Source organism: Delftia sp. DLF01 (genome assembly GCF_014852125.1).
In the GTDB taxonomy this organism is placed as follows: Bacteria; Pseudomonadota; Gammaproteobacteria; order Burkholderiales; family Burkholderiaceae_C; genus Comamonas; species Comamonas acidovorans.
Window position 1 is genome coordinate 602,999 of sequence record NZ_JACVAZ010000001.1, and the last position, 21,099, is coordinate 624,097.

Annotated in this window: 18 protein-coding genes; 10 read left to right on the forward strand and 8 right to left on the reverse strand. The window is 68.1% G+C overall.

Features of this window, described 5'->3' with window-relative positions:
- Nucleotides 1-35 precede the first annotated feature (35 nt).
- Complete coding sequence (locus IB269_RS02690) at nt 36-1,307, forward strand: amidohydrolase family protein (protein ID WP_099750719.1); 1,272 nt, start codon at nt 36-38, stop codon at nt 1,305-1,307.
- Nucleotides 1,308-1,342: 35 nt separating this feature from the next.
- Here IB269_RS02690 and IB269_RS02695 read toward each other — a convergent pair whose 3' ends face one another.
- Both IB269_RS02695 and IB269_RS02700 read right to left on the reverse strand, forming a co-directional pair.
- On the reverse strand, nt 1,343-2,062 hold the full coding sequence (locus tag IB269_RS02695; RefSeq protein ID WP_063325325.1) for a Crp/Fnr family transcriptional regulator: 720 nt from the start codon (nt 2,060-2,062) through the stop codon (nt 1,343-1,345).
- 51 nt (nt 2,063-2,113) lie between these two features.
- Nucleotides 2,114-3,025 (reverse strand): LysR family transcriptional regulator, encoded by a 912-nt coding sequence (locus tag IB269_RS02700; RefSeq protein WP_063325324.1) that lies wholly within the window; start codon nt 3,023-3,025, stop codon nt 2,114-2,116.
- A gap of 151 nt (nt 3,026-3,176) precedes the next feature.
- On the opposite strand from IB269_RS02700, the gene IB269_RS02705 reads away from it, so the two are divergent.
- On the forward strand, nt 3,177-4,169 hold the full coding sequence (locus IB269_RS02705) for a Bug family tripartite tricarboxylate transporter substrate binding protein (RefSeq protein ID WP_192366360.1): 993 nt from the start codon (nt 3,177-3,179) through the stop codon (nt 4,167-4,169).
- Nucleotides 4,166-5,464, forward strand: coding sequence for a hypothetical protein (locus IB269_RS02710; protein ID WP_192366361.1), 1,299 nt, complete (start codon nt 4,166-4,168; stop codon nt 5,462-5,464). The genes IB269_RS02705 and IB269_RS02710 overlap by 4 nt, the downstream gene beginning before the upstream one ends.
- A 22-nt stretch (nt 5,465-5,486) precedes the next feature.
- Here IB269_RS02710 and IB269_RS02715 read toward each other — a convergent pair whose 3' ends face one another.
- From IB269_RS02715 to IB269_RS02730, 4 genes are read right to left on the reverse strand one after another with little or no spacing between them, the layout of a single operon-like run.
- Nucleotides 5,487-6,416, reverse strand: coding sequence for a dihydrodipicolinate synthase family protein (locus IB269_RS02715; protein WP_192366362.1), 930 nt, complete (start codon nt 6,414-6,416; stop codon nt 5,487-5,489).
- A gap of 11 nt (nt 6,417-6,427) precedes the next feature.
- Nucleotides 6,428-7,600 (reverse strand): L-rhamnonate dehydratase, encoded by a 1,173-nt coding sequence (locus tag IB269_RS02720; protein ID WP_192366363.1) that lies wholly within the window; start codon nt 7,598-7,600, stop codon nt 6,428-6,430.
- 28 nt (nt 7,601-7,628) lie between these two features.
- A complete protein-coding gene (locus tag IB269_RS02725) occupies nt 7,629-8,657 on the reverse strand; it encodes a 4-hydroxythreonine-4-phosphate dehydrogenase PdxA (protein WP_192366364.1) in 1,029 nt (342 codons plus the stop codon).
- A gap of 7 nt (nt 8,658-8,664) precedes the next feature.
- On the reverse strand, nt 8,665-9,630 hold the full coding sequence (locus IB269_RS02730; RefSeq protein ID WP_012206779.1) for a Bug family tripartite tricarboxylate transporter substrate binding protein: 966 nt from the start codon (nt 9,628-9,630) through the stop codon (nt 8,665-8,667).
- 115 nt (nt 9,631-9,745) lie between these two features.
- Between IB269_RS02730 and IB269_RS02735 the strand changes: the two genes are divergently transcribed.
- Nucleotides 9,746-10,702, forward strand: a complete 957-nt coding sequence (locus IB269_RS02735) for a LysR family transcriptional regulator (protein WP_192366365.1) — start codon at nt 9,746-9,748, stop codon at nt 10,700-10,702.
- Here the strand turns inward: IB269_RS02735 and IB269_RS02740 are convergent.
- Nucleotides 10,699-11,628 carry a LysR family transcriptional regulator gene (locus IB269_RS02740; protein ID WP_034396231.1) on the reverse strand — a complete coding sequence of 310 codons (930 nt, stop codon included), beginning with the start codon at nt 11,626-11,628 and terminating at the stop codon, nt 10,699-10,701. The two genes, IB269_RS02735 and IB269_RS02740, sit on opposite strands and share 4 nt — an antisense overlap.
- 127 nt (nt 11,629-11,755) lie before the next feature.
- On the opposite strand from IB269_RS02740, the gene IB269_RS02745 reads away from it, so the two are divergent.
- The 3 genes from IB269_RS02745 to IB269_RS02755 all read left to right on the forward strand — a co-directional run bounded on the left by IB269_RS02745 (nt 11,756) and on the right by IB269_RS02755 (nt 17,828).
- Nucleotides 11,756-12,538, forward strand: a complete 783-nt coding sequence (locus IB269_RS02745; protein ID WP_192366366.1) for a putative hydro-lyase — start codon at nt 11,756-11,758, stop codon at nt 12,536-12,538.
- 241 nt (nt 12,539-12,779) lie between these two features.
- Nucleotides 12,780-16,412, forward strand: coding sequence for a hydantoinase B/oxoprolinase family protein (locus IB269_RS02750; RefSeq protein ID WP_192366367.1), 3,633 nt, complete (start codon nt 12,780-12,782; stop codon nt 16,410-16,412).
- A 126-nt stretch (nt 16,413-16,538) separates the two neighbouring features.
- Entirely contained in the window at nt 16,539-17,828 is a 1,290-nt protein-coding gene (locus IB269_RS02755; protein WP_192366368.1) for an MFS transporter, read from the forward strand.
- Between the two features lie 28 nt (nt 17,829-17,856).
- Here the strand turns inward: IB269_RS02755 and IB269_RS02760 are convergent, their stop codons facing one another.
- The gene (locus IB269_RS02760) at nt 17,857-18,366 is read right to left on the reverse strand and encodes a DUF1993 family protein (RefSeq protein WP_012206773.1); all 510 of its coding nucleotides are present in this window, start codon (nt 18,364-18,366) and stop codon (nt 17,857-17,859) included.
- Nucleotides 18,367-18,482: 116 nt separating this feature from the next.
- Here IB269_RS02760 and hxpB point away from each other — a divergent pair, with 116 nt between their 5' ends.
- From hxpB to IB269_RS02775, 3 genes are all read left to right on the forward strand, one after another.
- The gene (gene hxpB, locus IB269_RS02765; protein ID WP_225613948.1) at nt 18,483-19,178 is read left to right on the forward strand and encodes a hexitol phosphatase HxpB; all 696 of its coding nucleotides are present in this window, start codon (nt 18,483-18,485) and stop codon (nt 19,176-19,178) included.
- Nucleotides 19,179-19,340: 162 nt separating this feature from the next.
- Nucleotides 19,341-19,961 (forward strand): RNA polymerase sigma factor, encoded by a 621-nt coding sequence (locus IB269_RS02770; protein WP_013801422.1) that lies wholly within the window; start codon nt 19,341-19,343, stop codon nt 19,959-19,961.
- Nucleotides 19,958-20,992, forward strand: a complete 1,035-nt coding sequence (locus IB269_RS02775) for a FecR family protein (RefSeq protein WP_192366369.1) — start codon at nt 19,958-19,960, stop codon at nt 20,990-20,992. Before IB269_RS02770 ends, IB269_RS02775 begins: the two co-directional genes overlap by 4 nt.
- Nucleotides 20,993-21,099 lie beyond the last annotated feature (107 nt).

Genomic DNA, 21,099 nt, shown 5'->3' on the forward strand with positions numbered 1-21,099 from the left:
CTGCGGGTGCGCGGCCATGCCCGCAGAATACGCAGATGCTTGATCTACTCGTCATTCACGCCACGCTGCCCGACGGCCGCCAGGACATGTCCATCGCTGTGCAGGGCGGGCGCATCGTCGAGGTCGCAGCGGGCCTTTCAGCGCCTGCCCACCAGGTGGTCGATGCGCAGCACCAGCTGGTGTCGCCGCCCTTCGTCGATCCGCATTTCCACATGGATGCCACGCTGAGCCACGGTCTGCCGCGCGTCAACCGCAGCGGCACGCTGCTGGAGGGCATAGCGCTGTGGGGCGAGCTCAAGCCGCTGCTCACGGCCGAGGCGCTGATCTCGCGCGCGCTGGAGTATTGCGACTGGGCGGCGGCCAAGGGGCTGCAGGCCATCCGCAGCCATGTGGATACCAGCGACGCCCGCCTGCTGGCCGTCGATGCGTTGCTGGAGGTCAAGCGCCAGGTGGCTCCCTATATCGACCTGCAGCTGGTGGCGTTTCCGCAGGACGGCGTGCTGCGCTCGCCCGGCGGCGTCGCCAACCTGCGGCGGGCGCTGGACAAGGGCGTGGACGTGGTGGGCGGCATTCCCCACTTCGAGCGCACCATGGCCGAGGGTGCCGACAGCGTCAGGCTGCTGTGCGAGCTGGCGGCCGAGCGCGGCCTGCTGGTGGACATGCACTGCGACGAGTCCGACGACCCGCTGTCGCGCCACATCGAAACCCTGGCCTTCGAGGCGCAGCGCCTGGGACTGCAGGGCCGCGTCACGGGCTCGCACTGCACCTCCATGCACAGCATGGACAACTACTACGTGAGCAAGCTGCTGCCGCTGATCGCCGAAAGCGGCGTGGCCGTGATTGCCAATCCGCTGATCAACATCACGCTGCAGGGCCGCCAGGACAGCTATCCCAAGCGCCGCGGCATGACGCGCGTGCCGGAGCTGCTGGCCGCAGGCGTCAACGTGGCTTTCGGCCATGACTGCGTGATGGACCCGTGGTATGGCATGGGCTCGGGCGACATGCTGGAGGTCGCCCACATGGGCCTGCATGTGGCGCAGATGACCAGCCAGGACGGCATGCGCGACTGCTTCGACGCCGTGACCACGCGCGCGGCGCGTGTGATGCACCTGGACGGCTATGGCATCGAGGTCGGCTGCGATGCCAGCTTCGTGCTGCTGCAGGCGCGCGATGCGGCCGAGGCGATACGGCTGCGCGCCACGCGCCTGAAGGTGTTCCGCAAGGGCCGGTTGCTGGCCGAGGCGCCTGCTGCAACGGCTGCGCTGCATCTGCCGGGCCGCCCGGCAAGAATCGACTGGCGCCGCTGAACCGGCGCTGAACTGCCGCTGCGCTGGCGCCGGCCTCAGGCGCCGGCCAGGCTGGCCTCGCGCACGATGGTCTGCAGGGCCACCAGGTCCCTGACCACCAGGCCCTGGGCTTCCACGCGAATGCAGGCGTCGCGCTCCATGCGCTTGAGCTCCTGGTTCACGCGCTGGCGCGAGGCGCCCAGCAACTGGGCCAGCTCCTCCTGCACCAGTTGCAGGCCTATGCGCAGCTCGCGCGGGTCGTCCAGCACCTGTGTGCCGTAGCTGCGCGACAGGTGCAGCAACTGCTTGGCCAGGCGTGCGCGCAGGGGCAGGGTGTTGAGGTCTTCCACCAGCCCGTAGGTCTGGCGTATGCGGTGGGCCTGCAGGCGCAGCAGGGCGTCGTAGAACTCCACATGCGTGGCCAGGATGGCGTGAAAGCTGTCCTTGTCCACGCACAGCAGCGTGGTGTCGCCATGGGCATAGGCATCGCGCGTGCGGGGCTCGTCAAGAAAGGTGGACATGGCACCGAACCAGGCACCCGGCTCCACATAGGCCAGCGTGGTCTGCCGACCCGACAGGCTGGTCGAGCTCATGCGCACGGCGCCCTGCGCACAGGCATACCACCTGTGCGGCACATCGCCGCGTGCATAGATCAGTGCCCCGTCCTTGAGCCGCCGGACCGTGGTCTGGCGCAGGATGTCATGGCGCAGCGAGGGCGAAAGGCTGCAGAACCACTGGCCGGAATTGATGGCCTCGCGCTCGGCGGGGGTGAGCATGGGCTCGTGGGTACTCGTTTGCAAACCGCTTGTCTCCAATCGGCCGCAATTTTAGGGCGTGCGGGCCTGCGGATAGGCGTGCAATTGCTCGCGCAGCAACTGCACGAAGCAGTCGGCCCTTTCGGTGGGCGCGTATTGGGGCGGCAGGGCCAGCACCACCTCCACCGCGCAGGCTGGAAGCAGTGGCAGCACACGCAGGTCGCGCGCGAACACCGACGCCACGTAGGGGTTGACCACGCCCAGCCCCAGCCCCTGTGCAGCCAGGCTGCAGATGGTGGAGGAGTAGGTGGTCTCCATGGTGGAGCCGGCTTCTATTCCGTGTTCCTGCATGGTGTGGCGCAGTTGCAGGCAGATATCGTCATCGGCGTTGAGGGTCAGCAGCAGCTGGCCCTGCAGGTCGCGCACATGCAGCCGCGTGCGCGTGGCCAGCGCATGGTCCGGGTGCATGACGCAGACGGCGCGGCTGCGGTGCAGCACGGTGGCATCCAGCTCGGGCGTGCTCAGCGCCATGGTGCTGACCACCAGGTCGAAGTGGCCATGCAGCAGGCCCTCGCGCAAGGGCGTGGAGCCCAGGGTCTGCAGGCTGATGTGGGTGCCCGGGTAGCGCTGCGCGAAGCTGCGCACCACGGCCGGGATCACGCTCAGGCCCAGGGCCGGCGTGCAGCCTATGCGCAGCGTGCCGGCGCCGGACTGGCGCAGTGCGGCCAGGTCGCGCTCTATGCGCTCGCGCCCCAGGAAATGCTGCTGCACGGTGGCGAACAGTTCCACGGCCTCGGCCGTGGGGCGCAGGCGGCCCTTGTGCATGTCGAACAGCTTGAGCCCTGCGGCCGCCTGCATCTGGGCCAGCAGCCGGCTGACCGAAGGCTGCGTGGTGTGCAGCAGCCGCGCGGCGGCCGTGGTGGTGCCGGTCTGCATGACGGCACGGAAGGCCTCGATCTCTCGGGCGCTCAGGGGTCTGGACATGGCGATTCGGTCCTGCTCGGGGTGGCTGGCAATGTATATCTTTTCTGTATAGAGGCCACGGAAAAATGCATTTTTCCAAAGATGACAGGCTTTCTACACTGCCTCCATTGCATCGATTTCCCAGGCGCGGCAGCGCCGTCGAAAGGATTCCATGAACAAGACAACAGCACGCCGCACGGCCGCCGCAGTAATCGCCGCCGCCGTGGCGGGCATGGTGCCGGCAGCCGCCCAGGCACAGGACGGCTTTCCCCAGCCCGGCCGGCAGATGCGCATCATCGTGCCGTTCACTGCAGGCGGCAGCTCCGACGTGCAGGCACGCATGCTGGCCGACCGCCTGAGCAGGCTCTGGGGCCAGCCGGTGGTGGTGGAAAACAAGCCCGGCGCGGGCGGTCATCTGGGAGGCCGATATGTGGCCGATCAGCCGGCCGACGGCTACACGCTGATGGTGGGCTCCATCGGCCTGCATGCCGCCTATGGCGTATACGGCAAGCTGGCCTATGACCCCGCAAGGGATCTGCGCGTGGTGACCGTGCTGGCCGAGATGCCGCATGTGGTGGTGGCCACGCCCAGCCTTGCCGCCAGCAACATGGCCGAGCTGACGGCGCTGGCCAAAAAGGCGCCTGGAACGGTCAACTTCGGCTCGGCCGGCGTGGGCTCGTCCGTGCACATGATGGGCGAGCTGTACAAGCTGCAGGCGGGCGCGCCCATCGTGCACGTGCCTTATCGCGGCAGCTCGGCCGCGCTCAACGACCTGCTGGGCGGCCAGATCCAGCTCATGTTCGAGAACCCGCCCACGGTGCTGTCGCACATACGCGGCGGCAAGCTCAAGGCGCTGGCCGTCACGGGCAGCCAGCGACTGCCGGCCCTGCCGGATGTGCCCACGGCGGCCGAGTCCGGGCTCAAGGACTTTGTGGCCACCTCCTGGACCACGGTGGCCGTCTCCTCCAAGGTGCCCGAGGCCATCGTCAAAAAGCTCAATGACGACATCCGAAAGGTCGTGGCCACGCCCGAGTTCCGCAAGGGCCTGCAAGAGCAGGGCATGAGCGCCGTCGCCAACAGCCTGCCTGAGGCGCAATCCTTCGTTGCCCGCGAAAAGCAGCGTTGGGACCGCGTGATCGCAGAAGGCCACATCTCCGCTCAATGAAACGCTCCATGACTTCGAACCCCCCCGCATCCTTCGTCCCCTGCCGCCGCCTGGGCGATGGCCGCCAGAACCACTTCTTCGGCTACTACAACAAGTCCAGCTGGGACCGCAGCAACCGCCTGGTGCTGGCGCAGCAAACGCCGTGGATGGACCAGTACCTCACGCCCCAGGCGCGGGCGTCCATCGGCTACTTCGATACCGAAAACGGCGACCGCTTCCACGCCGTGGGCGAGACCGGCGCCTGGAACTGGCAGATGGGCAGCCAGCTGCAGTGGCTGGACGGACTGGCGGGCCGCCAGCTGATCCACAACGACAGGACGGCAGATTCCGGGGGGCGCTATCCGGGGTTCGGCTCCGTGGTCATCGATGTGGACAGCGGCGAGCGGCGCACCCTGCCCATGCCCGTCTATGTGGTGGCGCCCAGCAGCGCCTGGGCGCTGTGCGTGGACTACCGTCGCCTTTACATCACGCACGAAACCATTGGCTACAGCGAAGAGGGTGGTCCCTTCGCGTTGCCCTTGGCGCCCGAGGACGACGGCATCTGGCGCATGGAGGTCGCGACGGGCGAGGCCAGGCTGCTGGCCAGCTATGCGCAACTCAAGGCCTTTCATCACCGTACATCGATGGACAAGGCCATCCACTGGGTCAGCCATATCGAGGTCAACCCGTCGTCATCGCGCATCCTGTTCCTGCACCGCTGGACCGAACGCGTCAAGGACGAAACCTGCTTTCTGCACCGCCTGATCACCATGGCGCCCGACGGCTCCGACATGCGCCTGCTCGAATGCTCGGACCATCCGCTGCCCCAGCTGGCCGACGACTTCGACCCGATGGCCGTGGGCACGTTCGACTACGAAAAGTCCGAATACCAGATCTCGCATCCGCTATGGCAGGACGACAGCCACATCATTGTGTGGGGCCCGCATGCCGGGGAGATCCACTATCACCTCTATGACGATGTGGAGGGCGGTGACGTGCAAGTGGTGGGCGCAGGCGTGCTGGTGGAGAACGGCCACATGAGCTTCTCGCCCGTGGACACGCGCTGGCTGCTCAGCGATACCTACCCCGACGACCGCACGCACGAGCGCTTCCTGTTCCTGTACGACATGCACACGGGCGAGCGCCACGACCTGGGCAGCTTCTACGCCTCGCCCGATCTCAGCAAGGAAAACCGCTGCGACCTGCACCCGCGCTGGAGCCGTGACGGGCGCCAGGTCTGCATCGACTCCGTGCACGAGCACCAGCGGCAGATGTATGTGCTGGATGTGTCGGGGATCGTGGAGGCCCCGAGATAGCTATTTGCGGAGCCTTGGAACCTCAGCGCCCCCAGCGCAGCACCAGCGGATCGAGCCGCCGCGCAATGTCCAGCAGCTGGCGGCGCACCTCGGGGTGCATGGGCGGCCAGGGCGCGCGCGGCGCGTCGCAGGCGATCACGCCGCCGGCCTTCATCAGCGCCTTGGCGGCCAGGAAGCCGGCCTGGCGGTTTTCGTGGTTGATCAGGGGCAGCCAGCGCTGGTAGAGGGCGAATGCGGTGTCGGGGTCGCCGTTTCTGTGCGCTTCGATGATGGGGCGTATGCCGTCGGCAAAGCCGCCGCCTGTCATGGAGCCCGTGGCGCCGGCCTCCAGGTCGGCCAGCAGGGTGATCGCTTCTTCGCCATCCCAGGGGCCTTCGATGGCGTCGCCGCCCAGGGCGATGAGTTCGCGCAGCTTGCCGGCGGCGCCTGCGGTTTCCATCTTGAAGTAGCAGACCTGCTCGATCTCGCGGGCCATGCGCGCGAGGAAGGCGGGGGACAGCGGCGTGCCTGCGGCGGGCGCGTCCTGCACCATGATGGGAATGGCGATGGCATCGGACACGGCCTGGAAGAAGCCCTGGATCTGGGGCTCGCCGAAGCGGAAGGTGGCGCCATGGTAGGGCGGCATGACCATCACCATGGCCGCGCCCATGTCCTGCGCGCGGCGGCTTCGCTCGGCGCACACGCGCGATGAGGTGTGCGTGGTGGTGACGATCACGGGAACGCGGCCCGCCACATGCTCCAGCGCCGTGCGCGTGAGGATCTCGCGCTCGTCATCGGCCAGCAGGAACTGCTCGGAGAAGTTGGCCAGGATGCACAGGCCATCCACGCCCGAGTCGATCATGAAATCCAGGCAGCGCTTCTGGCTGGCCAGGTCCAGCGTGCCGTCCTCGTGGAAGGTGGTGGGGACCACGGGGAAGATGCCGCTGTAGCGCGGCCGAGAAATTCCGGGCATGGCGTGCTCCCTCATTCGACGATGCGGAACTGGTCCAGGTGCTCGGTCTTGAGCGTGAGGCCCAGGCCCGGCACATCGTCCCTGAGCTGCAGGAAGCCGTTCTCGGCCACGGGCTCGCCGTCGAAGATGTACCAGAACAGCTCGTTGCCCACTTCCACGTCGAAGATGGGGAAGTACTCGGCCATGGGCGAGGCCAGCGTGCTCATGGTCAGGTGGTAGTTGTGCATCTGGCCCGCATGCGGGATCACGGGCACGCTGAACGCCTCGCACAGCGCATTGATCTTGTGCGCGGCCGTGATGCCGCCCACGCGGTTGGTGTCGTACTGCACGACGCTGACGGCCTTTTTGTCCAGCAGCTGCTTGAAGCCGTAGAGGCTGAACTCGTGCTCGCCGCCCGAGATCGGAATGCTGGTGAGCCGGTTGAGTTCGGCGTAGCCGTCGATGTCGTCGGCGATCACGGGCTCCTCCAGCCAGCGCGGCTCGAACTTCTCCAGCTTGGGCAGCATGCGCCTGGCGTACTCCAGGTTCCAGCCCATGTAGCACTCCAGCATCAGGTCGCAGTCGTAGCCTATGACCTCGCGCACGGCCTCGACCGAGCGCAGGTTCTCGCGCACGCCTTCCTGCAGATGGGCCGGGCCGTAGCCGAAGCGCATCTTGAAGGCCTTGAAGCCCTGGTCCAGGAATTTTTGCGCCTCTTCCTGCATGGCCTTGAGGTCGGTGCGGTAGAGCTTGCTGTAGTAGCAGGGAATCCTTTCCTTGGTGCGCCCGCCCAGCAGCTTGAACACAGGCTTGTTCACGCTCTTGCCCAGGATGTCCCAGATGGCCAGGTCCACGGCCGAGATGGCTGCCATGGTCACGCCCTTGCGGCCCCAGGCGTGCGTGGCGCGGTACATGCGCTGCCACAGGTATTCGTAGTCCCATGGGTCGTGGCCGATGACCAGGGGCGCCAGGTACTCGTCGATGATGGCCTTGGCGATGCGCGGCGCCAGCGCCACGTTGCCCAGGCCGACGATGCCGTCGTCGGTCTCGATCTCCACCACCGTCCAGGAATGGAAGCGGAAGGTGGACATGGTCTCCTGCGGCGCATAGAGCAGGTCCATGGCGTTGGAGCAGAAGTTGCCCTGGGGCGGCACGGTCTTGCCTTGCCATTCGTAGACGCGGGCGCGGACGGATTTGATTTTCATGATGGTGATGGCGAGGGAGTGAAGTCAGTCAGCACAGGCGCGCGGCGCCCATGCGGCAGGCGATCAGAAAGGCCTGCCAGGTGGCCTCCACGCTGGCCCGGCCCTGGCCCGCGATGTCATAGGCCGTGCCGTGGGCCGGAGTGGTGATGGGTATCGGCAGGCCGCCCTGCACGGTCACGCCGCGCGAGAAGCCCAGCAGCTTGATGGCGATCTGGCCCTGGTCGTGGTACATGGTCACGATGGCCTGGTACTCGCCCGCCTGGGCCTTCAGGAAGATGGTGTCGGCCGGGAAGGGGCCGTGGAACGGATCGGGCGTGGGCCAGTCGCGGGCCTGCAGCGCGCGCACGGCCGGCGCGATGATGTCGATCTCCTCGCGCCCGCAGGTGCCGCCGTCGCCGTTGTGCGGGTTGAAGCCCGCCACCGCCACCTTGGGGGCCGCCATGCCGCTGGCCAGCAGCGCGCGGTAGATCAGCTCGGCCGCCTGCGCGATGCGCTCCTGGCTCAGATAGCCGGCCACGTCCCTGAGCGGCACATGCGACGAAATGCGCGAGGTCCACAGATCGCCCAGCGTATTGAATTCGCAGAAATAGCCGGTGACGCCCAGGTACTCGGCAAAGTGGTGCAGCTCGTCCTCATGGCGCAGGCCGCCCAGCTTCATGGCCTGCTTGTTGAGCGGCGCAAAGCAGATGGCGTCGATCTGGCCGGCCTGGGCCGCGTCCATGCACCGGTCCAGCACCTGCAGCACCGAGCGCCCGCCTGCGGCTTCGGCACGGCCCTGGTGCACGGCATCGGGGGCTACCGTGTCCAGGGCCAGGAAGGCGGGCAGGGCGGTATCGGTGCGGCCCCGTGCATGGGCCATGCTGGCGATGGGCGCGGTGGCCACCTGCAGGCCCGCGATGCGCTGGCCCTGCTGCCACAGCCAGGGGTCGCCGGCCAGCACGATGTTGGCCTTTTGCATGGCCTCGGGCCGCGCCAGCAGGCGTGCGATCAGTTCGGCGCCTATGCCGGCGGGATCGCCCAGGGTCAGGGCGACGACGGGAAGTTCGGATGCGGGCATGTGCGGCTCAGTCGATCTTGATGTGGTTCTTGCGGATGATTTCGCCAAAGCGCTGGTACTCGGCGTTGTGCAAGGCGATGAACTCCGCCTGGCCCATGGGCTGCAGCTCGGCGCCCACGGCCTCCAGGCGCGTGCGCGTCTCGGGCATGGCCAGCACCTTGTTGACCTCGTCGTGCACCCGGGCCTGCACGGCGCGGGGTGTGGCCGCTGGCATGTAGATGCCGTACCAGGCGCCTATCTCCACGCCGGGCAGGCCGGCCTCGGCCAGCGTGGGCACCTGGGGCAGCTGGGCGTTGCGCCGGGGCGATGTCACGCCCAGGGCGCGCAGCTTGCCGGCCTTGATCTGGCCGATCACCGAAGGCATGGTGTCGAAGCTCATCTGCACCTGGCCGCTGACCAGGTCCACCAGGGCGGCGGCGCTGCCCTTGTAGGGCACGTGGGTCAGTTCGATGCCGGCCGCGTCCTTGAACATCTCGGCCGCGATGTGCTGGGTGCTGCCCGTGCCGCTGCTGGCGAAGTTGATCCTGCCGGGCTCCTTGCGGGCCAGGGCGACCAGTTCCTGCACCGAGTTGGCGGGCAGGTTGTTGCCCACCACCAGCACATTGGGCACTGCGCCCACATAGGCCACGGGCACCAGGTCGCGGTTGCTGTCGTAGCCCAGCTTGAGCAGGTGCGGGGCAATGGCATGGGCCGTGACCACGCCCATCACCATGGTGTGCCCGTCCGTGGACTTGGCCGTCATGTCCACGGCCAGGGTGTTGGAGACGCCGGGGCGGTTTTCCACGATCACCGGCTGGCGCAGCAGCGGCGCCAGCCGGTCGGCCACGGCGCGTGCCATGGCGTCGGTGCCGCCGCCCGGGGCCGAGCCCACAAGCATGCGCACGGGCCGCGTGGGCCAGTCCGGCGGGGTTTGGGCCAGGGCGATGGCGGGCAGCAGGGCAGCTGCGGCCAGCAGCAGGGGGCGGCGTTGCATGTCTTGTCTCCGGTGCTTTTGTTGTGGACCCATGCTAGGCAGATGATTGATTGCCGTAAACTGAAAGTTGCTGATGAATCAATAACCTTGGGTAATCAATTCACGGGATATTCCTATGGGCTCCATCGACCGCAAGGACAGCACGCCGCAACTGCTCAACCGCCTGCGCATGCGGCAGGTGGCGCTGATGCTGGCCATCGACCAGAAGGGCACGCTGCGCGGCGCCGCAGCCGAGCTGGGACTGAGCCAGCCGGCCGCCACCAAGATGCTGCATGAGCTGGAAAGCGCGCTGGGCCTGCCCCTGTTCGACCGCGTGGGGCGCGGCCTGCAGCTGAACGCGGCGGGCGAGCGCGTGACAGGCTACTTCCGCCACCTGCGCGGCGGCATGGAGGCGCTGAACCGCGAGCTGCAGGAACTGCGCGAAGGCAGCGCGGGGCGGCTGGCCGTGGGCAGCATCATGGCGGCCTCGCCGGGGCGGCTGACAAAGGCGCTGCTGGCGCTCAAGCGCCAGTGGCCGCTGCTGGCCATCGAGGTGGCCGTGGACACCAGCGACCGGCTGCTGGCGCAGTTGCAGGACGGCGTGCTGGAGGTGGTGGTGGGCCGGCAGACCGGGCAGGCCGATCCCGCCCATCTGTTCCGCACGATTGATGACGAGGCCCTGTCCATCATCGTGGGCTGCGGCCACCCGCTGGCGCGTGCCCGCAGCGTGGGCTTTGCGCAGCTGCAGGCCCATGGCTGGGTGCTGCAGCCGCCCGGCAGTCCCATGCGCGCACTGATCGACCAGGAATTCCAGGCCCACGGCCTGCCGCTGCCGCGCGGCCTGATCGAGACGGGCTCCATCCTCACCACCATGAACCTGGTGCGCAACTCCGACCTGATCGCCGTGATTCCGCAGGCCGTGGCCCGGGACAGCGCCGCGCACGGCATGGTCCGCATCCTGCCCTATCGCATGCGCCGCAACCTGCAGGCCTACGGCAGCCTGGTGCGCCGCGACCGGCCGCTGAGCCAGGCGGCCGACAGCTTTCTGGCGCTGTTGCACGGGCAGGAGCCGCCGCCGGCATCCGCGCCCTAGCCGATGTACCGCGCCAGATGCGGGCTGACCCGCTTGCAGTAGCTCTTGCAGACGCGGCGCAGCACTTGTGCGGTGTCGGTGACGCCGGGCGACGGGCTCTTGGGGTACCAGGTGGTGATGCGAAAGGAGGGCGGCGTGGGCAGTTCCAGCTCCACCAGTTCACCGCTTTCGAGCTGCGGCGCCACCAGCATGCCGTGCATGATGGCGACGCCCAGGCCCTCGCGCACCAGCGAGACCAGAGCCGCCAGCGAGGGCGATCCCGAGATGCGCAGATCGCTGGAGACCATGCCGCTTTGCACGGCCAGCTGCTGTGCCATGGCCACGGCCTGCTCGTAGGGGCCGGTGCCGCGCATCTGGGTCAGCAATTGCTTGCCCAGCGCCTTGTGCAGTCCATCCTTCCTGGGTACCAGGCCCCGCCTGGCAATCCAGTGCACGGGCACTTCCAGCAGGTTCTCGACCACGGCGAACTGGGGGTCCACGCCGCTGCCGGTGCGCACGATCAGGTCCAGGTCGCGCCGCATCATCTGCTCCGACAGGTGGGTGCTCAGATCGACGGTCAGGTCCAGCTCGATGTGCGGCAGGCTGGCGCCCATCGCCTTGACGAATTCGGGCAGGAAGGTGTGTACCGCCGTCTCCAGCACGCCGACCCGCAGGCGGCAGCCGATGGCGTCGTCGGACCTGGCGGCACGCTCCAGGGTGCGTGTGGCTTCGATGACGGCTTCCGCATGCCGCAGCAAGCGGGCGCCGGCATCGGTGATCTGCAGCGTCTTGCGGTCCCAGTGGAACAGGGTCACGCCCAGGTCCGACTCCAGCCCGCGGATGCGCATGGAGACGGCGCCGGGGCTGGCATGCACCAGTTCGGCCACGCGGCGCACGCTGCCGATGCGTGCCAGCAGCACAAAGGTTTCAAGAAAACGGATGTTCATGGGGGGGCTGCGCGGGCTGCAGTGGCTGTTCAGTTTTCCTGGGGGAGGCTGCGCACAATTCCTGAGTGGACCGGTGGCCTGCTGCTTTTTACATTGGGGGGCATCTCCATTCAATAGAGGCTCCCCCATGACGCATTGGACCCATCCGACCGAATTCCGCCAGGAGGTGCGCGCCGGACGCTTTCGCGGGCAGACGGCCGGGCAGTGCCCCGGCTACACCCAGGGCAACCTGGCGATACTGCCGCGCGAGTGCAGCGAGGAGTTCCTGCGCTTTGCCCGGCTGAATCCCAAGTCCTGCCCGCTGATCGGCGTGACCGAGCCCGGCAGCAGCCGCGTGCCCGAGCTCGGCGATATCGATCTGAAGACCGATCTGCCCTCGTACTGGGTGTTTCGCGATGGTCACAGGGCCGAGCAGGTCAATGACCTCACGGAGCTGTGGCGCGACGACCTGGTGGGCTTCGTCATCGGCTGCTCCTATTCCTTCGAGGACGCGCTGCGCGATGCGGGCGTGCCCGTGCGCCATATCGACGAGGGCCGGGGCGCTCCCATGTTCATCACCGACATTGCCAACGGCCAGGCGGGCCGGTTCGGTGGCCGGATGGTGGTCAGCATGCGGCCCATGACGGCCGCCCAGGCCATCCGTGCGATCCAGGTGACTTCGCGCTTTCCCAGCGTGCATGGGGCGCCCGTGCACCTGGGCGACCCCGCGCAGATCGGCATTGCCGATATCGAGCGGCCGGACTTCGGCGAGCCCATGGCGCTCAAACCCGGGGAGATCCCCGTGTTCTGGGCCTGCGGCGTGACGCCCCAGCAGGCCATACGCTCGGCGGCCCTGCCATTCGCCATCACGCACGAGCCGGGCCACATGCTGGTGACGGAGTTGCGCAACAGCCATCTGGCCGCGTTCTGACGGCCTGCCTGCCTGGCTGCCTGGCTTGGGGCCCGCTTCGGCGGGCCTTTTTCTTTGCATCGCCGGCCGGCAAGGGGCCGCTCCTGTTCAGTTTTCGTGAACAGAGGGGGCGAAAACTTCTCGATGGACGCGGTCCAGGGTCACTTTTAGATTGGACGCCAGTGGTGGGCACCGGCGGAGGGCCGTGCTCCAGGCCACGGTTTTCCTGACTTCAACTTCGAGACAAACGGGTTCCGACACCATGCAAGAACGCTCCACTCCCCATGACAGGCGCTGGCAATTCTGGATAGACCGCGGCGGCACTTTCACCGACATCGTGGGCAAGCGGCCCGATGGCAGCCTGGCCACGCACAAGCTGCTGTCGGAAAACCCCGAGCAGTACCGTGATGCGGCCGTGGCCGGCATCCGCCACCTGCTGGGCCTCAAGCCCGGCGAGCCGGTCACGCCGGACCTTGTGGAGTGCGTGAAGATGGGCACCACGGTGGCCACCAATGCGCTGCTGGAGCGCAAGGGCGAGCCCACGCTGCTGGTGACCACGCGGGGCTTTCGTGATGCGCTGCGCATTGCCTACCAGAACCGCCCGCGCCTGTTCGACCGGCATATCCAGCTGCCCGAGCTGCTGTACAGCGAGGTGGTGGAGGCGCTTGAGCGCGTGGATGCCCATGGGCAAGTGCAGCAGGAACTGGACGTGCTGCACCTGCACACCGCGCTGCTGCAGGCCCATGCACGGGGCCTGCGCAGCGTGGCCATCGTCTTCATGCATGGCTACCGCTACATGCGGCACGAGCAGATTGCGGCGCGCATTGCGCGGCAGGCGGGATTCACGCAGATCAGCACCTCGCACGAGACCAGCCCGCTGATGAAGTTCGTGAGCCGGGGCGACACCACGGTGGTCGATGCCTACCTCTCGCCCATCTTGCGCCGCTATGTACAGCAGGTCGCTGGCGAGATGCCGGGCGTGCGGCTGTTTTTCATGCAGTCCTGCGGCGGGCTGGCCGATGCGGGCAGCTTCCAGGGCAAGGATGCCATCCTGAGCGGGCCGGCCGGCGGCATCGTGGGCATGGCCCGCACGGCGGGGCTGGCCGGGCACGACAAGGTCATCGGCTTCGACATGGGCGGCACCTCCACCGATGTCAGCCACTACGCTGGCGCCTTCGAGCGCGAGTTCGAGACCCAGGTGGCCGGTGTGCGCATGCGCGCGCCGATGATGAGCATCCACACGGTGGCCGCCGGTGGCGGCTCGGTACTGGCCTATGATGGCTCGCGCTTTCGCGTGGGCCCGGAGAGCGCGGGCGCCAACCCCGGCCCCGTGAGCTACCGCCGTGGCGGGCCCCTGGCCGTGACCGATGCGAACGTGATGGTGGGCAAGGTCCAGCCCCGCTACTTCCCCAGCGTGTTCGGCCTGGCCGCCAACGAGCGGCTCGATGGCGAGGCCGTCCGGGCGCGCTTCGATGAGCTGGCGGTGCAGACGGGGCGCAGGCCCGAGGAAGTGGCCGAAGGCTTCATCCGCATCGCCGTGCAGCAGATGGCCAACGCCATCAAGAAGATCAGCGTGGCGCGCGGCTATGACGTGACGCGCTACACGCTGCAGTGCTTTGGCGGCGCGGGCGGCCAGCATGCCTGCCTGGTGGCCGATGCCCTGGGCATGACCCGTGTGTTCGTGCATCCGCTGGCCGGCGTGCTCAGCGCCTACGGCATGGGCCTGGCGGACCAGACCGTCATCCGTGAACAGGCGATGGAGGTGGCGCTGTCTGCGGCGGCCTTGCCGCTGATCGCGGAGTCGCTGGATTCGCTGGGCGACGCGGCCAAGGCCGAGCTTGAGCGCCAGCAGGTCGGCGCCAGCCCCGTGCAGGTACGCTACAACGTGCATGTGCGCTATGAGGGCACGGATTCCGCCCTGGCCGTGCCCTTCGGCGGGCTGGACGACATCCAGGCGGCCTTCGAGTCGGCCTATCGCCAGCGGTTCGCCTTCCTGATGGCGGGCAAGGGCCTGGTGGTGGAAGCCGTTTCCGTCGAAGCCGTGATTGCGGGCGATGCGCCCAGCGAGCCGGTGCTGCAGGAGCATCCGCCGCGCGAGCATCCGCGCCGCGAAACCGTGCGCATGTACTCCGACGGTGCCTGGCATGACGCGGCCCTGGTGGTGCGCGAGGACCTGCGGCCCGGCGACGCCATTCCCGGCCCGGCCATCATCGCCGAGCGCAATGCCACCACGGTGGTCGAGCCCGGCTGGCTGGCGCGGCTCACGGCGCTGGATCATCTGGTGCTGGACCGCGTGGTCGCGCGCAAGGCCGGGTACGCGGCCGGCACCTCGGTGGACCCGGTGCTGCTGGAGGTCTTCAACAACCTGTTCATGAACATTGCCGAGCAGATGGGCCTGCAGCTGCAGAACACGGCCTACTCGGTGAACATCAAGGAACGGCTGGACTTCAGCTGCGCGCTGTTCGATGCCGAGGGCCACCTCATCGCCAATGCGCCGCACATGCCCGTGCACCTGGGCTCCATGGGCGAGAGCATCCAGACGGTGATCCGCAAGAACGCCGGGCGCATGGCCCAGGGCGATGTCTATGTGCTCAACGACCCCTACCAGGGCGGCACCCACCTGCCCGACATCACGGTCATCACGCCCGTTTACGTGGCCGACGAGGCCTCCCCCACCTTCTACGTGGGCAGCCGGGGCCACCATGCCGACGTGGGCGGCATCACGCCCGGTTCCATGCCGCCGTTTTCCACGCGCATCGAGGAAGAGGGCGTGCAGATCGACAACTTCAAGCTGGTCGATCGCGGCGTGCTGCGCGGCCAGGAGATGGTCGAGCTGCTGCAAAGCGGCGAGTACCCGAGCCGCAACCCGCACCAGAACCTTGCCGACCTGAAGGCCCAGATCGCGGCCAATGAAAAAGGCGTGCAGGAGCTGCGCAAGATGGTGGCCCAGTTCGGCCTGCCCGTGGTGCAGGCCTACATGGGCCATGTGCAGGACAACGCCGAGGAGTCGGTGCGCCGCGTCATCACGCGGCTCAGGAACGGGCAGTTCACGCTGCCGCTGGACAACGGCGCGCAGATCCGCGTGGCCGTCACCGTGGATACGGCGGGCCGCAGCGCGGTCATCGACTTCTCGGGCACCAGCGCCCAGCAGACCAACAACTTCAATGCGCCGCGCGCCGTGTGCATGGCGGCCGTGCTGTACGTGTTCCGCACGCTGGTGGACGACGACATCCCGCTCAACGCGGGCTGCCTCAAGCCCTTGAAGGTCATCATTCCCCAGGGCTGCATGCTCAACCCCAATGCACCGGCCTCGGTGGTGGCGGGCAATGTGGAGACCTCCACCTGCATCACCAATGCGCTGTTCGGCGCGCTGGGCGTGATGGCGGGCAGCCAGCCCACCATGAACAACTTCACCTTCGGCAATGCGCGCCACCAGTACTACGAAACCATTGCCGGCGGCAGCGGCGCGGGCGCGGTGCTGGACGCCGAGGGCCGGGTGGAGCGTGGGTTCAACGGCACCAGCGTCGTCCAGACGCACATGACCAATTCGCGCCTGACAGATCCGGAGGTGCTGGAGTTCCGCTTCCCCGTCATGCTGGACAGCTATGCCATCCGCGAAGGCTCGGGCGGCAGTGGGCGCTGGCATGGGGGCAGCGGCGGTGTGCGGCGCGTGCGCTTCCTGGAAGCCATGACGGCCAGCATCCTGTCCAACGGGCGCCTGAACCCGGCCTTCGGCATGGCGGGCGGCCAGCCGGGGCAGCCGGGCATCAACCGTGTGCTGCGCGCCGATGGCCAGGTCGAGGCGCTGGAGCACATCGGCGCCGTGCAGATGCAGCCCGGCGATGTGTTCGAGGTCTGCACGCCGGGGGGCGGCGGCTACGGAACGGCGGCCTGACACGCCGCCTGCAGGGGTCTGTCCGGGTGGTGGATGAGGGCCGCCCGGCCAGGCCTGGTTCATCACCGATGCAATGCCATTGAAGGCAAGACGCTTCTCCATACCGAAGCGCAAGGAGACTGAAAAATGACAAGCCTTGACAATGCCAAGCCCCTGGCTGGCGAACAGTCGCAGGGCAGCTGGCTGGGCCAGCTCGAACCCCGGGAAAAACGCGCACTGACGGCCTCGTTCGGCGGCTACGCGGTCGATTCCTTCGACTACTACACGCTGCCCCTGGTCACGCCCATCCTGCTGTCGCTGTGGGGCATGAGCAAGACCGAGGTCGGCCTGATCGGCACCTCGACCCTGGTGGCCTCGGCCATCGGCGGCTGGATGGCCGGCATCCTGGCGGACCGCTACGGGCGTGTGCGCGTGCTGCAGTGGACCATCCTCGTGTTCGCGCTTTTCACCTTCGCCTGCGGCCTGGCGCAGACGCCGGGCCAGTTGCTGCTGGCCCGCACGCTGCAGGGGCTGGGCTTTGGCGGCGAATGGGCCGTGGGCTCGGTGCTGATCGCCGAGACCATACGGCCGGCTTTCCGTGGCAAGGCGGTGGGGCTGGTGCAAAGCAGCTGGGCCATAGGCTGGGGGGCGGCCGTGCTGGTGTCCATGGCGCTGTTCTCGTTTCTGCCGCCCGAGATCTCATGGCGGGCCATGTTCCTGCTGGGCCTGCTGCCGGCCTTGCTGATCCTGTTCATCCGCCGTTCCGTCAAGGACCCCGAGGTCTACCTGAAGACCCGCGCCGCCGTGGGCCGGGGCGAGCGCAGCGGGCACTTCCTGGACATCTTCAAGGGCGGCATGCTCAAGACCACGGTGCTGGCCAGCCTGATGTTCACGGGCATGCAGGGCGGCTACTACGCCATTGCCGTGTGGCTGCCCACCTTCCTGAAGAACGAGCGCCACCTGACGGTGCTGGGCTCTGGCGGCTACCAGTTCATGTTCATCTTTGGCGCCTTTGCAGGCTACCTGTGCGGTGCCTACGCCTCCGACCGGCTGGGCCGGCGGATGGCCTTCACGCTGTTCGCCATCGGCGCCGGCAGCCTGGCCTATGCCTATACGCTGCTGCCCATCACCGATGCCTGGATGCTGGTGCTGGGCTTTCCGCTGGGCTTTTTCATGTCGGGCATATTCAGCGGCGCCGGAGCCTTCCTGGCCGAGCTGTTCCCCAACGAACTGCGTGGCTCCGGCCAGGGCTTTTGCTACAACTTCGGCCGCGGCATCGGGGCCACATTCCCCGCGCTGGTGGGCGTGTTCAGCGACCGGCTGGGCCTGTCGCTGGGCACGGCCATCGGCATCTGCGCCACGGCCGGCTACGTGATGGTGGTGATGTTCGCCATGTGCCTGCCGGAGACGCGGGGCCGGGATCTGGCGGCGCAGTGAAGCGCAGGCCAGACCGGCCACGGCACGCTCAGTAGCTGCCCATGTAGTCGCGCTTGCCGACTTCGACACCGTTGTGGCGCAGCAGGGCATAGGCGGTGGTCACATGGAAGAAGAACTGCGGCAGGCCGTAGTGCAGCAGGTAGGCGCTGGCGCTCAGCTTCTTTTCCTTGGGCGTGCCGGGGCGCAGCACGATCTCGCGGGACTCGCTTTGCGCGAACTGCTCGGGCGCGAACGAGCCCACATGGTCCAGCGCCTTGGTGATCAGCGCCTGCAGGTCGGCAAAGCTGGTCTGCGTGTCGGGCCACGAAGGCACCTCGGCGCCGGCCAGGCGCGAGGCGATGCCCTTGGCGAAGTCCGCAGCAATCTGCACCTGGCGCACCAGCGGGAACATGTCGGGGAACAGGCGGGCCTGCAGCAGGGCGTCGGGATCGATGTTCTTCTGCGCGGCGTGTTCCTCGGCCTTTTTGAGCACGTCGGACAGGGCTTTCAGCATCTGCTGCAGGACGGGAATGGAGGCGGTGTACAGGGGGCTGGTCATTGCGGGCTCGCTAAGGATTGTGAAGGGCTGGCAATCGCATGCATCTGCATCCATCGCCAGCCGGCACAGGCTAACAGCAACTGCTTTCACTTGCCGCCTGCGCTAGCATGCGCGCCATGCAAATCCCTGAAGCCGCTCCCTCGTTCGCAGGTCTTGGCCAGGCCGGATTCGGTGCCGCCATCTTCGACATGGACGGCCTGCTCATAGACTCCGAGCCCTTCTGGAAGCGTGCCGAACGCGAGTCCTTTGCCGAGGTCGGCATCGACATCACGGCCGAGATGTCCCGCGTGACGGCGCCCATGACCACGGCGCAGGTTGCCGCGCACTGGTACGCCCACCGGCCCTGGCAGGGGCCCAGCCAGCGCGAGCTGGAGAGCCGCGTGGTCGCGCGCGTGGCGGCCCTGGTCAGCGCGCATGGACAGGCCCTGCCCGGCGTGCGCGAAACACTGAGCGCCTGCCGCGCCCTGGGCTGGCGCGTGGCGCTGGCCTCGAACTCTCCTTTGTCTTTGTGCCACCACACCCTGGATGCGCTGGGCCTGCGGCCGGCGTTCGACGCCATCGTCTCGGCCGAGCAGGTGGTGCGCGGCAAGCCCGCGCCCGACATCTACCACTTCGCGGCGCAACGCCTGGGCGTGCCGGCCGGGCGCTGCCTGGTGTTCGAGGACTCCGTCACGGGAACACATGCGGCGCGGCAGGCCGGCATGACCGTCATCGCCGTGCCGTCCGAGGACCAGTGCTTCGACGGGGCGCAGCCTGCGCCGCACTGGGTGGTGCCCACGCTGGTGGCGCTGCATGGGGCAGCGGGCCGGTAAGGCATCCGCAGCACCCGCATCGCATGGCGCGTGCCGGCCGCAAAGGTGTTGATGAGAACCATTCTCAGTACAATCGCCGCCCGTGCCGTCCTTCTTCGTCCTGTCCGTTTCCCATGCTGGCGTGCCTGCCCGCGTCCAGACCGCCGTGCCGGGAGCCTGCCCGTGAGCGCGCGCGTGCCTGGTGCGGACGATGATGCCGCTCCCTCGCTGCTGGCCCGCGTGTATGCGCGCTGGCACCAGCCTCTGCGCCGCCTGCTGGGCCGGCAGATGCGCAACCGCGAGGATGCCGAGGATGCGGTGCAGGAGGTCTTCGTGCGCTATGCGGCCTCGGGCAAGGCCCTGCCGCCCGAGGAGCAGGAACCCTATCTGCGCGTGATCGCCCGCCATGTCTCGCACGATGCCTGGCGCCGCTCGGCGGGCGCGCCGGGGCGCGAATCGGTCTCGCTGGATGAACACATGGAACTGGCGCAGCAACTGCCGGCCGGCGAGGGCTCGGACCCCCTGCAGGCGGCGCACCACCGCGAACGCCTGGGCCGGCTGGAGCAGGCCATGGCCGAGCTGCCCGAGCGCCGCCGCGAGGCCTTCGTTCTGCACAGCATCGACGGGCTCACGCAGACCGAGGTGGCGCAGCGCATGGGCATTTCGCGCCGCATGGTGCACAACCATGTGACGCTGGCCATGGCCTATTGCGAACTGCGCGTGCAGTACGGCAGCGCCGAAGACATGCGCCTGATGCAGGGCCTGCTGGCGCAGGCCGCGACGGACGGGGAGGGCCGGGAATGACGCTGACCCCGCAACGCCTGCAACTGCACGCCCGCGCCGCCGACTACTTCGCCCGCCGCCGTGAAGCCGACTGGACCGGCGCCGACGAGCGCGAACTCGACGCCTGGCTGGCCGCCGACCCGCAGCACCGCAGCATCTTCGAGAGCCTGGGGCGCACGGTGCTGGACCTGCAGCAGTTGCCCAGGCCGGCGCTGGCCTGCGACGCGGCTGCTGCGCCGCAAGCCAGGGCGAGCGGGCCGCGTGCGCAGACACAGGCCCACTTGCCCGCGCCGGCACGTCAGCGCACACGCCGCGGCCTGATGCCTGCGTTGCTGTCGGTGGCTCTGGTCACGACGCTGGCCGTGGGCGGGGGCTGGTATGCCTGGGACAACCACGCAAGCCATGTGATCGAGATGGCCACCGGCCCCGGCGAGGTGCGCGAGGCCGAACTGCCCGATGGCACGCGGGTCACGCTGAATTTTTCCTCCAGGCTGCAGGTACGCTACTACCCGCGCCGCCGCGAGACGGTGCTGGACCAGGGCGAGGCCTTCTTCCAGGTCGCCGCCGACCGCTCGCGGCCCTTCACCGTGGACAGCGGCGCCAGCCAGGTCCGCGTGGTGGGCACGGCCTTCAATGTGCGCGCCGGGCCGCCCGCGCTGGTGGTGAAGGTGCTGGAGGGCAAGGTGGAACTGCGTCCCGACCGCCATGCTGCGGACGGCAGGCGCCTGCTGCTGGGCGCGGGTGCCGGCATGTCCGTCGATGCCCGTGACGGCACGCAGCATCCGCTGGCGGCCGGCGCGGACACGGTGGGCGACTGGCGCAGCGGCCAGATGGTGTTCCAGCAGGCAACGCTGGCCGAGGTCGCCGCCGATCTGTCGCGCTACCTGGGCCAGCCCGTACGGGTGGATGGCGATGCGCGGCTGGCCGCGCTGTCCGTGTCCGGCGTGGCGCTGACGGGCAAGCCCGAGGTGTTTCTGCGCTCGTTGCCGCACTTGTTGCCGGTGCGTGTGCAGGCCGAAGCGCAGGGCGGCTGGCGAATCTCGGCGCATTGAGTGCCTTGTCTATTTGTAAATTAATGTAAACAACCCGCTTTCTCGGTTCGGCCACGTTCCCACTTTGGCGCGGTAGCGGGTTTTACCTTCATGGAGGCCGGGTTTTC

Coding starts and splice junctions, on each gene's coding strand:
- IB269_RS02745 (WP_192366366.1), top strand. CDS start 11,756: ATGACGCATTGGACCCATCCGACCGAATTCCGCCAGGAGGTGCGCGCC.
- IB269_RS02705 (WP_192366360.1), top strand. CDS start 3,177: ATGAACAAGACAACAGCACGCCGCACGGCCGCCGCAGTAATCGCCGCC.
- IB269_RS02725 (WP_192366364.1), bottom strand. CDS start 8,657: ATGCCCGCATCCGAACTTCCCGTCGTCGCCCTGACCCTGGGCGATCCC.
- IB269_RS02755 (WP_192366368.1), top strand. CDS start 16,539: ATGACAAGCCTTGACAATGCCAAGCCCCTGGCTGGCGAACAGTCGCAG.
- IB269_RS02720 (WP_192366363.1), bottom strand. CDS start 7,600: ATGAAAATCAAATCCGTCCGCGCCCGCGTCTACGAATGGCAAGGCAAG.
- IB269_RS02750 (WP_192366367.1), top strand. CDS start 12,780: ATGCAAGAACGCTCCACTCCCCATGACAGGCGCTGGCAATTCTGGATA.
- IB269_RS02700 (WP_063325324.1), bottom strand. CDS start 3,025: ATGTCCAGACCCCTGAGCGCCCGAGAGATCGAGGCCTTCCGTGCCGTC.
- IB269_RS02775 (WP_192366369.1), top strand. CDS start 19,958: ATGACGCTGACCCCGCAACGCCTGCAACTGCACGCCCGCGCCGCCGAC.
- IB269_RS02730 (WP_012206779.1), bottom strand. CDS start 9,630: ATGCAACGCCGCCCCCTGCTGCTGGCCGCAGCTGCCCTGCTGCCCGCC.
- IB269_RS02690 (WP_099750719.1), top strand. CDS start 36: ATGCTTGATCTACTCGTCATTCACGCCACGCTGCCCGACGGCCGCCAG.
- hxpB (WP_225613948.1), top strand. CDS start 18,483: ATGCAAATCCCTGAAGCCGCTCCCTCGTTCGCAGGTCTTGGCCAGGCC.
- IB269_RS02735 (WP_192366365.1), top strand. CDS start 9,746: ATGGGCTCCATCGACCGCAAGGACAGCACGCCGCAACTGCTCAACCGC.
- IB269_RS02760 (WP_012206773.1), bottom strand. CDS start 18,366: ATGACCAGCCCCCTGTACACCGCCTCCATTCCCGTCCTGCAGCAGATG.
- IB269_RS02695 (WP_063325325.1), bottom strand. CDS start 2,062: ATGCTCACCCCCGCCGAGCGCGAGGCCATCAATTCCGGCCAGTGGTTC.
- IB269_RS02710 (WP_192366361.1), top strand. CDS start 4,166: ATGAAACGCTCCATGACTTCGAACCCCCCCGCATCCTTCGTCCCCTGC.
- IB269_RS02715 (WP_192366362.1), bottom strand. CDS start 6,416: ATGCCCGGAATTTCTCGGCCGCGCTACAGCGGCATCTTCCCCGTGGTC.
- IB269_RS02740 (WP_034396231.1), bottom strand. CDS start 11,628: ATGAACATCCGTTTTCTTGAAACCTTTGTGCTGCTGGCACGCATCGGC.